This is a genomic window from Microbacterium sp. STRO-2N, from assembly GCF_057747775.1.
Window position 1 is genome coordinate 2,380,407 of the sequence record NZ_CM173223.1, and the last position, 15,303, is coordinate 2,395,709.

The window sequence follows — 15,303 nt, forward strand, 5'->3', positions numbered from 1 at the left end:
ATTCAGAACAGCGAGACGGGGTTGACGATGTCGGCCAGGATCAGCACGGCTCCCATGCCGATGAGCGCCACCACGACGATGAACGTGAGCGGCACGAGCTTCGTGGCGTCGACGGGCTTCGGCGGAGGACGTCGGAACAGCTTCGCCCACACGCGCTTGACGCCCTCCCACAGCGCGACAGCGACGTGTCCGCCGTCGAGCGGCAGCAGCGGGATGAGGTTGAACACGAACAGCGCGATGTTCAGGGCGGCCAGCAGCTCCACGAAACCGGCGACACGGTTGAGCACCGGCGCGTCCGCCGCGGCGACCTCACCCGAGAGCCGGCCGGCGCCGACGATGCTGAGCGGACCGTTCGGGTCGCGCTCACCGCCCGTCACGAGCGTGACACCGGTCTCCCACACCTTGACCGGAAGCTGCCAGATGATGGCAGCGACGGCCCCCACACGCTCGACAGCGAGTTGCGGACCTGCCCAGATCGGCTGACGCACGTACTCGACGGTGGGACTGATGCCGACGAAGCCCACGTCCCCCGTCGTCGCGCTCCCGTCCGGCGCAGTGATCGTGCCCTCGATCGTCGCGGGAACCACGGTGATGGACTCCTGCCGGCCATCGCGGTCGACGACGAGCGTGATCGGCTCGCCGGGCGACTCGCGGATGATCGCGGATGCCTCGGCGAAGTCCGCGACGGGCTGCCCGTCGACCGAGAGGATCGTGTCGCCCGGCTGGATCCCCGCCTGCTCGGCCGGCGGGAGCGGGTCGTCATCGGTGCACTCGGACGACGAGGTCGCGGGAACGCACTCCGACAGGGCCGAGACCGTGGTCGTCGCCGTCTGCACTCCGATTCCGGTCAGCAGGATCGCGAAGAGCACGATGGCGAACAGGAGGTTCATGACCGGGCCGCCGAGCATCACCACGACGCGCTTCCAGACGGGGAGCCGGTAGAAGACGCGCTGGTCGTCGTCGCCCTTCAGCGTCTCGTCGTTGGCGTCGCGGGCGTCCTGCACCATCGTCGCGAAGAAGCCGCCGCCCGCACGACCGTCGCGGCGCGCAGCCCGCGGGGACGGCGGGTACATCCCGGCCATCGAGATGTAGCCGCCGAGCGGGATCGCCTTGACGCCGTACTCGGTCTCGCCGATGCGACGCGACCACAGCGTCGGGCCGAAGCCGATCATGTACTGGCCGACGCGCACCCCGAACTTCTTCGCGGGCCACAGGTGCCCCAGCTCGTGCAGCGCGATCGACACGGCGAGGCCCACGACCATGAGGGCGACACCGATGACGAACGCGAGAACTTCCACACGCACACGCTACCCGCGGCGGCCTTTGAGTTGGGTGTGACCGCAGGGGCGGCCGACCCGCGCGGACGCCGGCGCCTGCTCGCGTAGGCTCGAGGCCAGGAGGAGCCGTGACCCCACGCCATGTGCGCGCCCTGCGAGGCGCCACCGCGGCATGGATCGCGACCGTCGTCGCCGCCACCGCGCACACGCTCGCCGGCGGTGGCGCGCCCTCCCCCGGCCTGGTCGCGGCGACCGGGATCCTCGCGACGCCGTTCGCCGTCGCACTCATCGGCCGCAGGCTCAGCGCGTGGCGCGTGGGCGCGACCGTGCTGGCGGCGCAGGCGTTCTTCCACGTCGCGTTCGCCGTCACCGCCGGCGCGGACGCCTCGGCGGCGTCAGCGCTCCACGCGCACCACGGGACCGCCGGAGGCGGCGGTACGCTCGCGGCCGCCATCGTGCCCGACGCTCCGATGCTCGCGGGACACATGCTCGCGGCGGCCGTCACCGTCATCGCGCTCTTCAGCGGCGAACGGATGCTGCGGGCCCTGGGCCGCGGCATCCGCTCGCTCTTCTCGCGCCTTCGCGCGGTCGCCCCTCCGCCTCGTGCCCCGCGCCTCGTCGCCGCGCCGTCGCGCATCGCGCGCGCGGCCGCGGCCGTGGTGCTGTCGGACCTGTCGCGGCGCGGGCCGCCGTCCTTCGTCGCCGCGGCGCGCTGAGCGCCGCACGCATCCCCCCGGCCGCCGTCGAAGTGCGGCCGGGTGACTTCTGCATTCCCGTGCGCGCTGCGATCGCGGCGGCACCGACGACGAAAGAACACCGATGAACACTCGCACCTCCACCCGTATCCACCGCATCCTCCTCGGCGGCTTCGCCGGCGTCGCGCTCGCCGTGGCCGTCCCGCTCGCGGCGTCGGCGCACGTCCATGTCGATCCCGGCACCGCGAGCGCCGGCGGCACCGAGACCCTCACGTTCTCGTTCTCGCACGGCTGCGACGGCTCCCCCACGACCGCCCTCGCGATCGACATCCCGGAGGGCGTCGGCAACGCGACGCCGGTCGTCCAGGGCGGCTGGACTATACAGCGCGAGACGAGCGCGGACGGCGTGCCGGCGCGCATCGTCTTCACCGCAGACACCCCGGTCGAAGATCACCTCAAGGCGACCGTCTCGATCGACGTGCTGTTCGATGAATCGGCCGCCGGCACCACCGTCGCGTTCCCTGTGACGCAGACGTGCGTCGCAGGCGAGACCGCGTGGACCCAGGTCGCCGCAGAGGGCGAGGATCCCCACGACCTCGACACCCCCGCGCCGATCGTCGAAGTCGGCGAGCCGGCGGACGACGCCCACGGCAGCGACCACGATCAGACCGCGGGATCGGACGAGGCCGCAGCCGAGGCATCCGGAACCGGCTCCGCCGGATCGCCGGACGCCGACCCCGTCGCGCGATGGCTCGCAGCGGGCGGACTCGTCGCGGGGATCGCCGCCCTCGTGGTCGCGCTGGTGCGCGGCCGTCGCAAGGCCTGACGCGGGTCCGCCCGCGACCGCACGGCGCGGGGTACGGCGGATGAGAAGATGGAGGCGCCATGCCGACCGACGCGCCCTCCCACCTTCCCCCCGTGCTCCGCCCGGACGCGCCGCCGACCCACTCGCTCGCAGACCTCGCCGCGCGGTTCGCGGTCGACGTGCGCGGCGACGTCAGCGCGACCACCCTCACCGGGCTCACCCTGGCGACCGCCGACCTGCGACCCGGCGACGTGTTCGTCGCTGTGCAGGGCGTCAACCGGCACGGTGCCGAGTTCTCATCGGCCGCTGCGGCGAAGGGCGCCGTCGCCGTGGTGACGGATGCCGCCGGCGCCGACGTCGCCGCCTCGAGCGGGCTCCCGGTGGTGCTCGTCGACGATCCCCGCGCCGTGCTCGGCGAGCTGTCGGCGTGGGTCTACGGCACCGGCCGTGACGACGATCTGCCCCTCCTCTTCGGCACCACCGGCACGAACGGCAAGACCAGCGTGTCGCACCTGCTCGAGGGGATCCTCGGGCAGCTCGGCGCCGTGACCGGCCTCTCGTCCACGGCCGAGCGTCACATCGCCGGCCAGGTCGTCGTGTCGCGGCTCACCACGCCCGAGGCGTACGAGATGCACGCGCTCCTCGCGCTCATGCGCGAGCGCGGGGTCGAGGCGGTCGCCGTCGAGGTGAGCGCGCAAGCCCTCAGCCGCCGCCGTGTCGACGGCATCATGTTCGACGTCGCCGGCTTCACCAACCTCACGCACGACCACCTCGACGACTACGCCGACATGCGTGAGTACTTCGAGGCGAAGCTGCCGCTGTTCCGCCCGGATCGCGCGCGCCGCGCCGTCGTGTGCGTCGATTCAGAGCCCGGCGCCGAGGTCGTCGCCCGCAGCGAGGTGCCGACGATCACGGTGGGCACGCCCGCGCTCGCGTCGGATCCGGATGCCTCGGCCGCCGCAGACTGGGTGGTCGACATCCTGGACGAGCGCCAAGTCGGCACCGAGTTCCGCCTCACCGCGCGGGACGGGCGCTCGCTGACGACGCTCGTGCCGGTCATCGGACGCCATATGGCCGCCAACGCCGGCCTCGCGATCGTCATGATCCTCGAGGGCGGCTACGCGTGGGAGCGTCTCGTCGAGGCGCTCGACGGCGAGCGCATCGAGGCGTACCTGCCCGGCCGCACCGAGCTCGTCTCGGGCGAGACCGGCCCGGCCGTGTACGTCGACTTCGGGCACTCCCCCGACGCATTCGAGAAGACGCTCGCCGCGGTGCGCCGCGTCACGCCCGGCACGGTCGTGATGCTCTTCGGCGCCGACGGCGACCGGGACGCGACGAAGCGGCACGACATGGGCCGGACCGCGGTGCTCGGCAGCGACATCCTGATCGTCACCGACCACCATCCCCGCCACGAGGATCCCGACTCGATCCGGGCGACGCTCCTCGAGGGCGCGCGCCGCGCGCGGCCCGACGGCGAGATCCACGAGTACTCGCCGCCCGAGCGCGCGATCATCGAGGCCGTCGCACTCGTGGGCGACGGCGACGCCATCCTCTGGGCAGGCCCGGGGCACCAGGACTATCGCGACATCCGCGGCGTGCGCACGCCGTACTCGGCGCGCGAGCTGGCCCGCCGCGCGCTGCGCGATGCCGGGTGGCCCGTGCCCGATCCCCACTGGCCGGTGCCGTACCCGGACGACGAGACGCCGGCATCCGACCCCCTCCGGCCGGCCTTCCCCGACGCGTAGCCCGCGATTCAGGACGCCGCGGCGATGACTCTGTCGGCGGCTGCGCGTGCCCAGCGCTCGGCCTCCGCCAGCGCGTCGCGGGTGAGCGCCGCCGGAGCCTCATGCGCGTCGACCACGCGAGTGACCGCGTCGACGATGCCGAGGAACCCGAGCCGCCCCTCGTGGAACGCATCGACGGCCTGCTCGTTGGCGGCGTTGAAGACCGCGGGATAGGTGCCGCCGGCGCGGCCCACCTGCTTGGCCAGGCGCACCGCGGGAAACGCCTCGTCATCGAGCGGCTCGAAGGTCCATGACGACGCCGTCCGCCAGTCGAGGGGGCGCCCGACGCCCGCGACGCGGTGCGGCCAGTCCAGACCGAGCGAGATCGGCAGGCGCATGTCGGGCGGCGAGGCCTGGGCGATCGTGGAGCCGTCGACGAACTCAACCATCGAGTGCACGATCGACTGCGGGTGCACCACCACCTCGATCTCGGAGTACGGCACGTCGAACAGCAGGTGGGCCTCGATGACCTCGAGGCCCTTGTTCACGAGGGTCGCGGAGTTCGTGGTCACCACTCGGCCCATGTCCCACGTCGGGTGGGCGAGCGCCTCGGCGGGGGTGACGCCTTCGAGCGACGCGCGGCTGCGCCCGCGGAAGGGGCCACCTGATGCCGTCAGCACCAGCCGGCGCACCTCCGCGCGCTCACCCGCCCGCAGGGCCTGCGCGAGCGCCGAGTGCTCGGAGTCGACCGGCACGATCTGACCCGGCTGGGCGATCGCGGTCACGAGGTCGCCGCCGACGATGAGCGACTCCTTGTTGGCGAGCGCCAGCGTCCGGCCCTCCTCGAGCGCCGCCAGGGTGGGACCGAGGCCGACCGAGCCGGTGATGCCGTTGAGGACGACATCCGCCTCGACGTCACGGACGAGCTGCTCGGCCTCGACCGCCCCCAGCGCCGTGTGCTCGACACCGAACTCCGCCGCCTGGGCGGCGAGCGTCGCCCGATCCGATCCGGCGGCGAGGCCCACGACGTCGAAGCGTCGCGGGTTCGCCCGCACGACGTCGAGCGCCTGCGTGCCGATCGATCCGGTCGAGCCGAGGATGAGGACGCGCCGCATCGGGCCAGCCTATCGAGCCGGCCGCTTACTGCTCGGTGGGCTTGGTCTCGATGATCTCGACCGCGAACACCAGCGTCTGGCCACCGAGCTCGTGGCCCGCCGGGTCCTCCCCGTAGCCGCAGGCCGGGGGCATCGAGACGAGGACCTTCGAACCGACCGTCTGACCCTCCAGCGCACGCTGGAAGCCGGTCACGACACCGGTCGTCTGGAACTCGGCGGGCTCGCCGCGCTCCCAGCTCGAGTCGAAGACCGTGGAGTCGCTCCACTTCATGCCGGTGTAGTTGACGGTGACGGTGTCACCGGGCTGTACGACGTCGCCGTCGCCCTCTTCGAGCACCTCGAGCTGAACCTCGGCCGGCGGCTCGGTGGCGGGGATCGTGATGGTCGGCACGCCCTCGGCGGAGAACTCGACCGACGGGAAGTCCGCGCCGGGCTCGGCTGCGGCGCACCACTCGGCGGCGGGGGTCACGCCGAGCACGTCGATCACGTACACGAGCGAGCCGTTGCCGGTGTCGGGCACGGTCATCACGATGCGCGAGCCCTCAGCCGCGCACCCGAAGAACTGGTCGGCACCGGATCCGATCGTGATCGGCATCGCGGGCAGCGGCGCGCCGCCGAATCCGCCGGACTGCAGCGACTCGCCCGAGGTCGCGTCGAACACCGCGAGCGCGTACGACACGTAGTCCCCGTCCTGGATCTCGGCACCGTCGCCCTCGACGGCGATCGCGCGCTCGGCGCTCTCGATCTCCAGGGGAGCCTCGAACTCGGCGGTGGCGGACTGGCCGACCTCGCCGCTGACGGTGATCGCGGACGCGAGGTCGCCCTCGGGTGCCGCCACCGAGCACAGGTCGGTCGCCGACGACGCGTCCGGCGACGGGGTCCCCGAGCCTTCGGGGGCGCCCGAGCACCCCGCGAGCAGGATGGCCGTCAGGGCGGCGGCGGACAGGGCGGCGAGCGGGCGAATGCGCACGGGACAACCTCGAGTCGATGGATGCGGAGCCTCCATCCTCCCCCATCTTTCCTCTGGCTGCGCTGAGAACGGCCATGCCGATACCGGAATGGAATCGGGGGTACCCTCGACGGGTGACTTCCGACCTGGTGCCCGGCGCCGACGATCCGGACGGCGTGGCCGTCCAGGAGCCGGACAGTCCGCCGGTCAAGCGCATGGGCGCCGCGTACGCCCTCGGGCGGTTCGTCGTGGCGCCGCTGGCCCGGATCGTCTACCGGCCTCGCGTCGAAGGTCGAGCCCACGTCCCGAAGACCGGGCCGGTGATCTTCGCGAGCAACCACCTCTCGTTCATCGACTCCGTCGCGATCCCCGTCGCCGCGCCGCGCCCGGTGCACTTCCTTGCCAAGTCGAGCTATTTCGAGGGATCCGGGCTCGGCGGGTGGGCGTCGCGGCAGTTCTTCACCGCGATCGGCGCGGTCCCGGTGCAGCGCGGCGTCGGGCAGGCGGCGCTCGATGCGCTCGACCAGCAGCGCGCGCTCCTCGACGACGGCAGCGCGGTCGCCCTCTACCCGGAGGGGACCCGTTCGCTCGACGGCCGCCTCTACAAGGGCCGCACCGGCGTGGCGTTCCTCGCGCTGCAGACCGGCGCGCCCGTCGTCCCCGTCGGCCTCATCGGCACCGACAAGGTCATGCCGGTCGGTGCCAAGATGCCCTCGCTCAAGCACCGCGTGACGGTGCGGTTCGGCGAACCGCTCGACCTCAGTCACCACGGCCCGGCGAACTCGGGACGCGCGCGTCGCCTCGCGACCGACGAGATCATGTCTGCGATCCACGCCCTGTCGGGCCAGGAGCTCGCGAACGCGTACAACGAGGTGCCCGCACAGAACCCGATCGAGCGCATCAAGCAGGTCCTCCCGCACGAGCGCCGCTGACCCTCCGACGCGTTCGGCGATGTGCGAACGCGTGCTCAGGACGCGTCGGCGACCAGGATCGTCGGCTCGTGGCGGACTGGGAAGTTCACCGAGTTCGCGATGAAGCACCACTCGTTCGCCTGCGTGTGCGCGGCGGTCGCGGCATCCGTCATCGCCGCGTCGGAGATGGTCACGCGCGGCCGCAGCACCACCTCGCGGAAGGCGCCGCCGCCGCGGCCGTCCTCGATCATGAGACCGGATGCCTCGTCCTCGTAACCGACGACGACCACGCCGGCCTTCACGCACGCGTGAAGGTACGACAGCAGGTGGCACTCGCTGAGCGCGGCGACGAGCATGTCCTCGGGATTCCAGCGGGACGGATCGCCGCGAAACGGCTTGTCGGACGAAGCGAGAACGGTCGGCTTGCCCTCGATCTCGATCGTCACCGCGCGGTCGTAGTCGCGGTACCCGGACGTGCCGCTGCCTCGATCACCGGTCCACGTCGTCCGGACGGTGTATCGATGCTCGCCCCACATGAGCACAGTCTGTCATGCGGGACCGCCCCTCCCGCGGCGGTAGGCTGGCGGGGTGCCGCAGACCTTCGCCGCAGCCGACGCCGTCGAGCTCGCCGTCGTCGAGCGCAGCGGTTTCGTCGAGTCCCGGCACGCCGGCATCGCCATCGTGCTGGCTCCCGACGGGACGATCGCGCAGAAGCTCGGAGACCCGTCCGCGCTGATCCTCCCCCGCTCGAGCCTCAAGCCGCTGCAGGCCCTCGCGTGCCTGTCCGCGGGCGCCCCGCTCGAAGGCGAGCGCCTCGGGCTCGCCACCGCGAGCCACTCGGGCACCGATCGTCACGTCGCCGTCGTGCGCGACATCCTCGCTGCCGCCGAGCTCGGCGAGGACGCCCTCGGATGCCCGCCCGCGTGGCCGGGCGACACCCCGACGCGCGACGAGATGGTGCGCGAACTGGGCCAGCCGCAGCGCATCCGCATGAACTGCTCGGGCAAGCACGCCACGATGCTGCTGACCTCCGTCGTGAACGGCTGGGATCCGGCCGGGTACCTCTCGCCGGAGCACCCGCTGCAGGCGCACATCCGCGACGTCATCGAGCGTCTCGTCGGCGAGAAGGTCTCGGCGACCGCGATCGACGGTTGCGGCGCCCCGGTGTACGCCGTCACGCTGTTCGGGCTCGCTCGCGCGATCCACCGCATCGGCAACTCGTCGACGTCGTCGCCGTTCGCGCTGCACCGCAGCGCCGGCGCGATGGTCGAGGCCGTGCGGGCGAACCCGTGGACCATCGACGGCCCCGGCCGCCCCGACACCATCGCCATCGAGCAGCTCGGCGTGTTCGCCAAAGGCGGCGCCGAAGGCGTCATGGTCATGGTCGCTCCCGACGGCACCACCGTCGCACTGAAGATGCTCGACGGCAGCGGACGCGCCGCGACGGCCGTCGCCCTGCGACTGCTCGAGCGGCACGGTGCGCTGGCATCGACCGACGTCGACGCGACGATGTCGAGGCTTCCTCTCGCCGTGACAGGCGGCGGGCAGGATGTCGGGGCCATCCGCCCCGCTTTCTAGAGGCGCTCCCACCAGGAGCCCGAGCGCTCCAACGGCGGAGCGGAAAGGACACGCGATGAGGATCAGCGTCCCCACCGAGGTCAAGAACAACGAGTACCGGGTCGCCCTGACGCCCGCGGGCGTGCACGATCTGGTGGCCGCCGGCCACGAGGTGATCGTGCAGCGCGGCGCCGGCGAGGGCTCATCGATGCCGGATGCCGAGTACGAGGCCGCCGGCGCGGTGCTGCTCGACGATCCGGCCGAGGTCTGGGCCCGCGCGGAGCTCCTGCTCAAGGTCAAGGAGCCGGTCGCGAGCGAGTACGCATACTTCCGCGACGACCTCGTGCTGTTCACGTACCTGCACCTGGCCGCCGACCGACCGCTCACCGACCGCCTGATCGCCGACGGCGTCACGGCGATCGCCTACGAGACGGTGCAGCTGGTCGGCGGCGGGCTGCCGCTGCTCGCCCCGATGAGCGAGGTCGCCGGGCGCCTTGCACCCATGGTCGGGGCATCCACGCTCATGCGGTCGGCCGGAGGTCTGGGCCTGCTGATGTCGGGCGTGCCCGGAACGCGGCCGGCGGCCGTCACGGTGATCGGCGGCGGGGTCGCCGGGGCCAACTCGGCGTACATCGCGGCGGGCATGGGTGCGGATGTCACGATCTTCGACACGAACATCCAGCGTCTGCGGTTCCTCGACGACCACTTCCAGGGTCGCGTGCGGACTGCGGCCTCCAACCCGCTCGACCTCGACCGGGCGGTCGTCGAGTCCGATGTCGTCATCGGCTCGGTCCTGATCCCCGGCGCGAAGGCACCCAAGCTCGTCACGAACGACATGGTGTCGCGCATGCGACCCGGTTCGGTGCTGGTCGACATCGCCGTCGACCAGGGCGGCTGCTTCGAGGACACGCACCCGACCACGCACGCGGATCCGACCTTCCCGGTCCACGGCAGCATCTTCTACTGCGTCGCGAACATGCCGGGCGCAGTGCCCAACACGTCGACCTCTGCGCTCACGAACGCCACCGTCCCGTACATCCGTCAGATCGCCCGGCGCGGCTGGAAGGACGCGCTGCGGAGCGACGCAGCGCTGGCGGCGGGTCTGAATGTCGTGGGCGGCACGGTCGTGAACGCGGGTGTCGCAACCGCGCACGGCCTCCCGCTCGCGCCGCTCGAGGCCGCCCTGTCCTGACGCGCCCGCACGCGAGAACCGGCCCGTCGCCGATGGGCCGACCGCGGCGCGCTCCGGGAGCTGTGAGAATACCGGTGCGCGCCGCGCTCAGGCGACGTCCGTGATCGTGGCGCGCACCGCGCGGGCGTCGGCGTCCGGAAGCACGATCCTCACGGGCTCGGCGCCGGCCGACATCAGCCACGCCCTGCCGCGACCAGGCTCGCAGTAGGGCGGAACGCCGCGAAAGCCCGCCACGACGCGTAGCTCGGCCGCGCACGACGCATCGACGACGAGGTCATGGTCGCCACGCACGTCGGCGAGGAGCCGCCAGTGCCGCTGCCAGTCATCAGGCTCGCCCACCACGACGATCCGCGCACCGAGCTCTGTCGCCGGATCCGCGGCGTACGCGTCGACGTCTCGCACGGCGATGCCGAGACGCTCCCACACCGCGAGCGCTTCGCGGCAGGCCGGCGAGCGCCGGGCGACCAGGCCCGTGAGCCGTGCGGCGGGCACCCACGCCGCCGGCTCTCGGCGCACCGCGCGGCCCGCTTCGGGAGCCAGGGCGATCTGCACGATACGGCCGTCGAGCCTGCCTCTCCCCGCGGGAGCGGCCGGATCGTGCGCCGACGGATCCCCGCCCGCCGCAGCGTGATCGGTGCGGGTCGGGTAGGGAAGGATGAGCCGTCGAGGAAAGAGGTCGGCGAGCCTCGAGACCGACCCGGCCAGGCGGTGCGCCCCGGCGACGACCAGCGCGCTCGAGTCCGGCGCCGCGCGCACCACGTGCTCGATCCGCTCTGCGATCACCTGGGCGTACTCCGGCGGGAACCGCGGCACGGTGCCGTCGAGGTCGTCGAACACCACGACGGCGCCCTCGGGTGGCCTTGTCCCGGCGAGCCGGGCCACGGCATCCCACATCCCCTCCGGATCGCGCGGCACCCGCACCAGGCGCGCGCCGGCCTGCGCCGCCACGACCTCGAGCGTGTTGGAGACTCCGGCGCCCGGCCCGCCCAGCACGAGCAGCGCCCGGTCCGCGGTGCGCAGCCTGACGAAGGGCTGGCGTTGGAACTCGGGCTCGTCCGCGAGTCCGAGCAGGAGGGGGCGGTCGGACAGCGCGACGTCGTCGGAGGGATCACTCCTTTCCCATGACCCGGGTGTTCGACCATCACGCTCGCCGTGCGCTCGCGCGACCACCTCCTCGAGGGGCAAGCGCGCGGGAAGCGCCGGAAGCCACGGGCGACGGGCCTCCTGCCGGCCGGTCTGCGCTGCGGCCGTGGCGAGGTCGCCGTCATCGGACAGCGCGATGGTCACGTGCTGCGGCGCACCGTCGCCGGCGCGGCGCACGAGAGCCCTGCCGCGGCCATCGACCCCTCCCGGCAGCAGCGCCGCCTCGTCGGATCCGAGCAGCGCACGGCTGTCGGCCGGGTCGGTGACTCGCAGGCTGATGCGCAGCGGGCAGTTGGCGAGGAGGCTCTCGCGGATGACGCCGGCGGCCCGCTGCGTGCCCAGGATGAGATGGATTCCCAGCGCGCGGCCCCGCGCGGCGACGTCGGCGAACAGGGAATGGAGCTCGGGATGGTCGCCGAGCAGAGCGGCGAACTCGTCGACCACGACGACGAGGCGCGGCAGGGTCACCCTCGCATCGAGGATGTCGCGCGCCCCTGCGGCGGCGATCGTCGCCTCTCGGTGTCGCAGCTCCGCCCGCAGACTCTCGATGGCGCGACGTGCACCTGCGCCGTCGAGATCGGTGATCACGCCCGTGACGTGCGGCAGCGCCATGAGACCGTCGAACGCGGTGCCGCCTTTGAAGTCTGCGAGCAGGAAGGTGACATCGTCGGGGGTGCGGGTGGCGCACAGCGCGAGGATCCACGTGATCAGGAGCTCGCTCTTGCCCGCGCCGGTGACACCTGCCACGACCGCGTGCGGACCGTCCACGGTCAGATCGACGAACGCGGGCTCGCCGCCGGTGAGGCCGATCGGCACCGCGAGGCCTCCCCGCCCGACGGCGGGTACGGCCGCGAGGAGCGGCGCCAGCGCGATCGGCCCGCCACCGCTGCGGGCCAGGCCGAGCGTCCGCTCGGCGCGCGCTGCGAGCTCCGCCGCGATCGCCTCGGCCTGGGCTTGCCCGACACCCTCCACGCGCAGCGCCGCCCCTTCACCACCGTGCTCGAGGCGCGCGGCATCGGGCGAGCCCACCGTCAGGACGACGGCGCACCCGGGCGGCGGCGGCTCGCCCGGGCGGCACCGGGCGATCGCGATGTCCGCGTCCGCGGGGATCCGCTCCCCTGGCGCGAGGACCGCCAGGCGCTCACCGGAGTGCGCCGCTCGGTGCGGAAGCGCCGCCGCCCAGCGGAGGTCGCCGTCGAGCGACCCCACGATCCGCAGCTCGCCCGGGGCCAGCGCGAGGCACAGCTGCAGCACCAGCCCGCGCTGCACCGCCGCCGTGACCGCATCGCCCCCGACGACCGCGATACCCGCCTCGGCCGGGACGACGACGGGTGCGCCGCCCAGCCGGCCCGCGCGACGACGCAGGGCCGCAGCATCCGGTTCACCCTCGCCACCGGTGACGCGCACGGCGCTGCTCCGCTCGCCCTCGCCGACGACGATGACCGGCGCCCGGTCGCCGCGCCAGATGTCGTCCTCACGCTCGAGGAACCGGGCGACGTCGGGATGCCGCAGCCACAGCTGCGACCGCTCGGCTTCGTGGCGAGTCGTGATCGCCGCGGCCACTCGATCGCGGGCACGGGCGGCGTCCGCCGCCGCCCGCCGCGCCTCGCGCCGGGCACCGCGACGAGCGTCGAGCATGGTGGCGGCCGCGATCAGCGGGCCGAGCAGCGCCAGCCACAGGGTGAGCATCGACCCGGTGACGAGCCACAGCGCGACCGCGCCGACGACGGGGACGATGGCGGCGATGACAGGGAACGGGGGCCGCGGAGGCGGCGTCCACACCGGCGGCAGCGTCAGCGGCTCGTCGTCCTGAAGCGGCAAGATGAACGGAGCGAGGTTCGGAAAGTCGCGGAGCGAGAGCACACCTCAGTCCACCGCGTCCCCCGCCCGCCCTCACCGCGCAGGACGCCCGATGTGGACAACCCGCGTCGTGGGCCGGTCAGTCCTCGGCTGTGGAGGAGTCGTCGCCCTCGGCGGTGCGCCCCACGTCCAGGACCACGATCGTGATGTTGTCGCGCCCGCCGTTCTCGAGAGCTGCCTCGAGCATCGCAGACACGGCGGCCGCGGGGTCGGGGTTCTCATCGAGGAAGTGACGGATGCCGTAATCCGTGAGCTCCTTCGTCAGCCCGTCGGAGCAGATCACGAACCGGTCGCCCTCGATGACGTCCAGCCGCACGTAGTCGGGCGTGACGCCCTCACTGGGACCGACCGCGCGCGTGATGACGTTGCCGTACGGGTGGTTCTCGGCCTCTTCCGGGCTCAGGCGCCCCGCCGCGACGAGCTCCTGCACGACCGAATGGTCCGTGGTGATCTGGACGATCGCGCCGTCGCGCACGAGATACACGCGCGAGTCGCCGATGTTCAGCGTCACCCAGTGCGGCGCGTCGCCCGAGGTGTCCAGGAACAGCCCGGTGACCGTCGTTCCGGTCCCGTCGTCGGTCGCCTCGGGGTGCGCCGCGATGTCTTTGACGGCGCGCGCGAGCGCTTTCTCGATCGTCTTCGGGGTCACGGTGCCGGCATCGGCGACGGCGCTCAGCCGCTCGATCGTGCGCGCGCTCGCGATCTCGCCGCCGACATGGCCGCCCATCCCGTCCGCCACGACGAACAGCGGGAAGGCGGCGAAGACGGCGTCCTGGTTGACCTCGCGGCGGCGGCCGGTGTCGGTGACCGATGCCCACGACAGTTCGAGTTCGCCACCCGGCACCGGGACGGTGCGGGACTGGGTGGATACCTCGGGCACGCCCTGTCCTCCCCGTCCGCGGCATCAGAGCCGGTCGGCCCTGCGTCCTCACATACTAGTGGCCCCCGCCCCGCGGACCGCGCAGGGAACCCCACCCCGAAGGGCGTCAGACCCTCGCCCCCGGATCCTCCGGGAGCGGGAACATCGCGTCGATCCGCGCGAGCTCCTCGAGGTTCGGCGACCACGCCGTCGCCGCCGCGGCGTTCGCACGGACCTGATCGGGGCTGGTCGCACCGGCGATGACGCTCGCGAGCGACGGCCGAGCCAGCATCCACCCGAACGTCGCCTCGAGCATGGTGATCCCGCGCTCGTCGCAGAACGCGCGATACTCCTCGAGCGCGTCCCACGGCGCCTCCTGCCACACGTGCTGACGCTGTCGCATGATGCGCGAATCCGCCGGCGCGTGATCGCGCGTGAACTTGCCGGTGAGCAGACCGTTGTGCAACGGGAAGTACGGCAGGAAGCCGAGTCCGAACCGCTCGACCGCCGGGAGCACCTCGCGCTCCGCCGCCCGCGCGAGCAGGCTGTAGTGGTTCTGCGCCGACACGAACGGCACCCCTGCGCGCTGCGCCGCGACATAGTGCGCCTCGGCGATCTGCCAGCCACTGAGGTTCGAGTGGCCGATGTAGCGCACCTTGCCCTCGCGGACGAGATCGGCGAGCACGTCGAGCGTCTCTTCGATGGGCGTGTGCGGATCCGGGGTGTGCAGCTGGTAGAGGTCGATCCACTCGGTCTGCAGGCGTGACAGGGATGCCTCGACCGCGCGTCGCACGTACGACCGGGAGCCCTTCGCCCCCGAGATCGGGTAGCCCATGTCGCGACCGGAATGCCCGAACTTCGTCGCCAGGGTGACGTGGTCCCGCCGCCCCTTGAGCGCCTCGCCCATGAGGGTCTCCGAGAGCCCGGGGTCGCGGCCGTACATGTCGGCGGTGTCCAGGAAGGTCACGCCGGCGTCGATGGCGGCATCGAGCACATCACGGGTGCCGTCGATCGTCTCGGTGCGCGTGCCGGGCCGGCCGAAGTTGTTGCAGCCGAGGCCGACGGCCGATACGAGAAGGCCGGACGCGCCCATGGGGCGGTGCGGGACAGTGGAGGACGTCATCCTTCCAACGTAGCGGCGCGCGAAGGCGCTCGGCTGCGCCGCACGCGCAACGACCCCTCACCGGGAAGGTGAGGGGTCGTTGCGTCGTGCGTG

Annotated in this window: 13 protein-coding genes; 6 read left to right on the top strand and 7 right to left on the bottom strand. The window is 72.7% G+C overall.

Going from position 1 to position 15,303, the window contains the following annotated elements:
- Nucleotides 1–2: 2 nt before the first annotated feature.
- Nucleotides 3–1,298 carry a M50 family metallopeptidase gene (locus AC3ANN_RS11160; RefSeq protein ID WP_488337474.1) on the bottom strand — a complete coding sequence of 432 codons (1,296 nt, stop codon included), beginning with the start codon at nt 1,296–1,298 and terminating at the stop codon, nt 3–5.
- 107 nt (nt 1,299–1,405) lie between these two features.
- Between AC3ANN_RS11160 and AC3ANN_RS11165 the strand changes: the two genes are divergently transcribed.
- The 3 genes from AC3ANN_RS11165 to AC3ANN_RS11175 all read left to right on the top strand — a co-directional run bounded on the left by AC3ANN_RS11165 (nt 1,406) and on the right by AC3ANN_RS11175 (nt 4,522).
- On the top strand, nt 1,406–1,993 hold the full coding sequence (locus tag AC3ANN_RS11165; protein WP_488337475.1) for a hypothetical protein: 588 nt from the start codon (nt 1,406–1,408) through the stop codon (nt 1,991–1,993).
- 103 nt (nt 1,994–2,096) lie between these two features.
- Nucleotides 2,097–2,798 carry a YcnI family protein gene (locus tag AC3ANN_RS11170; protein ID WP_488337476.1) on the top strand — a complete coding sequence of 234 codons (702 nt, stop codon included), beginning with the start codon at nt 2,097–2,099 and terminating at the stop codon, nt 2,796–2,798.
- Between the two features lie 59 nt (nt 2,799–2,857).
- Entirely contained in the window at nt 2,858–4,522 is a 1,665-nt protein-coding gene (locus tag AC3ANN_RS11175) for a Mur ligase family protein (RefSeq protein ID WP_488337477.1), read from the top strand.
- Between the two features lie 8 nt (nt 4,523–4,530).
- On the opposite strand, the gene dxr is transcribed toward AC3ANN_RS11175, so the two are convergent.
- Nucleotides 4,531–5,616: a 1-deoxy-D-xylulose-5-phosphate reductoisomerase gene (gene dxr / locus AC3ANN_RS11180; RefSeq protein WP_488337478.1), complete on the bottom strand. Its 1,086-nt coding sequence runs from the start codon at nt 5,614–5,616 to the stop codon at nt 4,531–4,533.
- A gap of 25 nt (nt 5,617–5,641) precedes the next feature.
- Nucleotides 5,642–6,586 (bottom strand): FKBP-type peptidyl-prolyl cis-trans isomerase, encoded by a 945-nt coding sequence (locus tag AC3ANN_RS11185; protein WP_488337479.1) that lies wholly within the window; start codon nt 6,584–6,586, stop codon nt 5,642–5,644.
- Nucleotides 6,587–6,780: 194 nt separating this feature from the next.
- Here AC3ANN_RS11185 and AC3ANN_RS11190 point away from each other — a divergent pair, with 194 nt between their 5' ends.
- Nucleotides 6,781–7,497: a lysophospholipid acyltransferase family protein gene (locus tag AC3ANN_RS11190; RefSeq protein WP_488340819.1), complete on the top strand. Its 717-nt coding sequence runs from the start codon at nt 6,781–6,783 to the stop codon at nt 7,495–7,497.
- Between the two features lie 35 nt (nt 7,498–7,532).
- Here the strand turns inward: AC3ANN_RS11190 and AC3ANN_RS11195 are convergent, their stop codons facing one another.
- Nucleotides 7,533–8,012, bottom strand: coding sequence for an OsmC family protein (locus tag AC3ANN_RS11195; RefSeq protein WP_488337480.1), 480 nt, complete (start codon nt 8,010–8,012; stop codon nt 7,533–7,535).
- A gap of 52 nt (nt 8,013–8,064) precedes the next feature.
- Between AC3ANN_RS11195 and AC3ANN_RS11200 the strand changes: the two genes are divergently transcribed.
- Together AC3ANN_RS11200 and ald are read left to right on the top strand one after the other, a co-directional pair.
- Complete coding sequence (locus AC3ANN_RS11200; protein ID WP_488337481.1) at nt 8,065–9,054, top strand: asparaginase; 990 nt, start codon at nt 8,065–8,067, stop codon at nt 9,052–9,054.
- Nucleotides 9,055–9,109: 55 nt separating this feature from the next.
- The gene (gene ald / locus AC3ANN_RS11205) at nt 9,110–10,225 is read left to right on the top strand and encodes an alanine dehydrogenase (protein ID WP_488337482.1); all 1,116 of its coding nucleotides are present in this window, start codon (nt 9,110–9,112) and stop codon (nt 10,223–10,225) included.
- Between the two features lie 87 nt (nt 10,226–10,312).
- Here the strand turns inward: ald and AC3ANN_RS11210 are convergent, their stop codons facing one another.
- The 3 genes from AC3ANN_RS11210 to AC3ANN_RS11220 form a co-directional block, all read right to left on the bottom strand.
- The gene (locus AC3ANN_RS11210) at nt 10,313–13,231 is read right to left on the bottom strand and encodes an FtsK/SpoIIIE domain-containing protein (protein WP_488337483.1); all 2,919 of its coding nucleotides are present in this window, start codon (nt 13,229–13,231) and stop codon (nt 10,313–10,315) included.
- Between the two features lie 76 nt (nt 13,232–13,307).
- Nucleotides 13,308–14,108 carry a PP2C family protein-serine/threonine phosphatase gene (locus AC3ANN_RS11215; protein ID WP_488337484.1) on the bottom strand — a complete coding sequence of 267 codons (801 nt, stop codon included), beginning with the start codon at nt 14,106–14,108 and terminating at the stop codon, nt 13,308–13,310.
- A 106-nt stretch (nt 14,109–14,214) separates the two neighbouring features.
- The gene (locus AC3ANN_RS11220; protein ID WP_488337485.1) at nt 14,215–15,210 is read right to left on the bottom strand and encodes an aldo/keto reductase; all 996 of its coding nucleotides are present in this window, start codon (nt 15,208–15,210) and stop codon (nt 14,215–14,217) included.
- Nucleotides 15,211–15,303: the final 93 nt, after the last annotated feature.

Bases quoted from the DNA above. Each gene is read 5' to 3' on its own strand.
- AC3ANN_RS11220 (WP_488337485.1), bottom strand. From the start codon at position 15,210: ATGACGTCCTCCACTGTCCCGCACCGCCCCATGGGCGCGTCCGGCCTT.
- AC3ANN_RS11175 (WP_488337477.1), top strand. From the start codon at position 2,858: ATGCCGACCGACGCGCCCTCCCACCTTCCCCCCGTGCTCCGCCCGGAC.
- ald (WP_488337482.1), top strand. From the start codon at position 9,110: ATGAGGATCAGCGTCCCCACCGAGGTCAAGAACAACGAGTACCGGGTC.
- AC3ANN_RS11170 (WP_488337476.1), top strand. From the start codon at position 2,097: ATGAACACTCGCACCTCCACCCGTATCCACCGCATCCTCCTCGGCGGC.
- AC3ANN_RS11195 (WP_488337480.1), bottom strand. From the start codon at position 8,012: ATGTGGGGCGAGCATCGATACACCGTCCGGACGACGTGGACCGGTGAT.
- AC3ANN_RS11190 (WP_488340819.1), top strand. From the start codon at position 6,781: ATGGGCGCCGCGTACGCCCTCGGGCGGTTCGTCGTGGCGCCGCTGGCC.
- dxr (WP_488337478.1), bottom strand. From the start codon at position 5,616: ATGCGGCGCGTCCTCATCCTCGGCTCGACCGGATCGATCGGCACGCAG.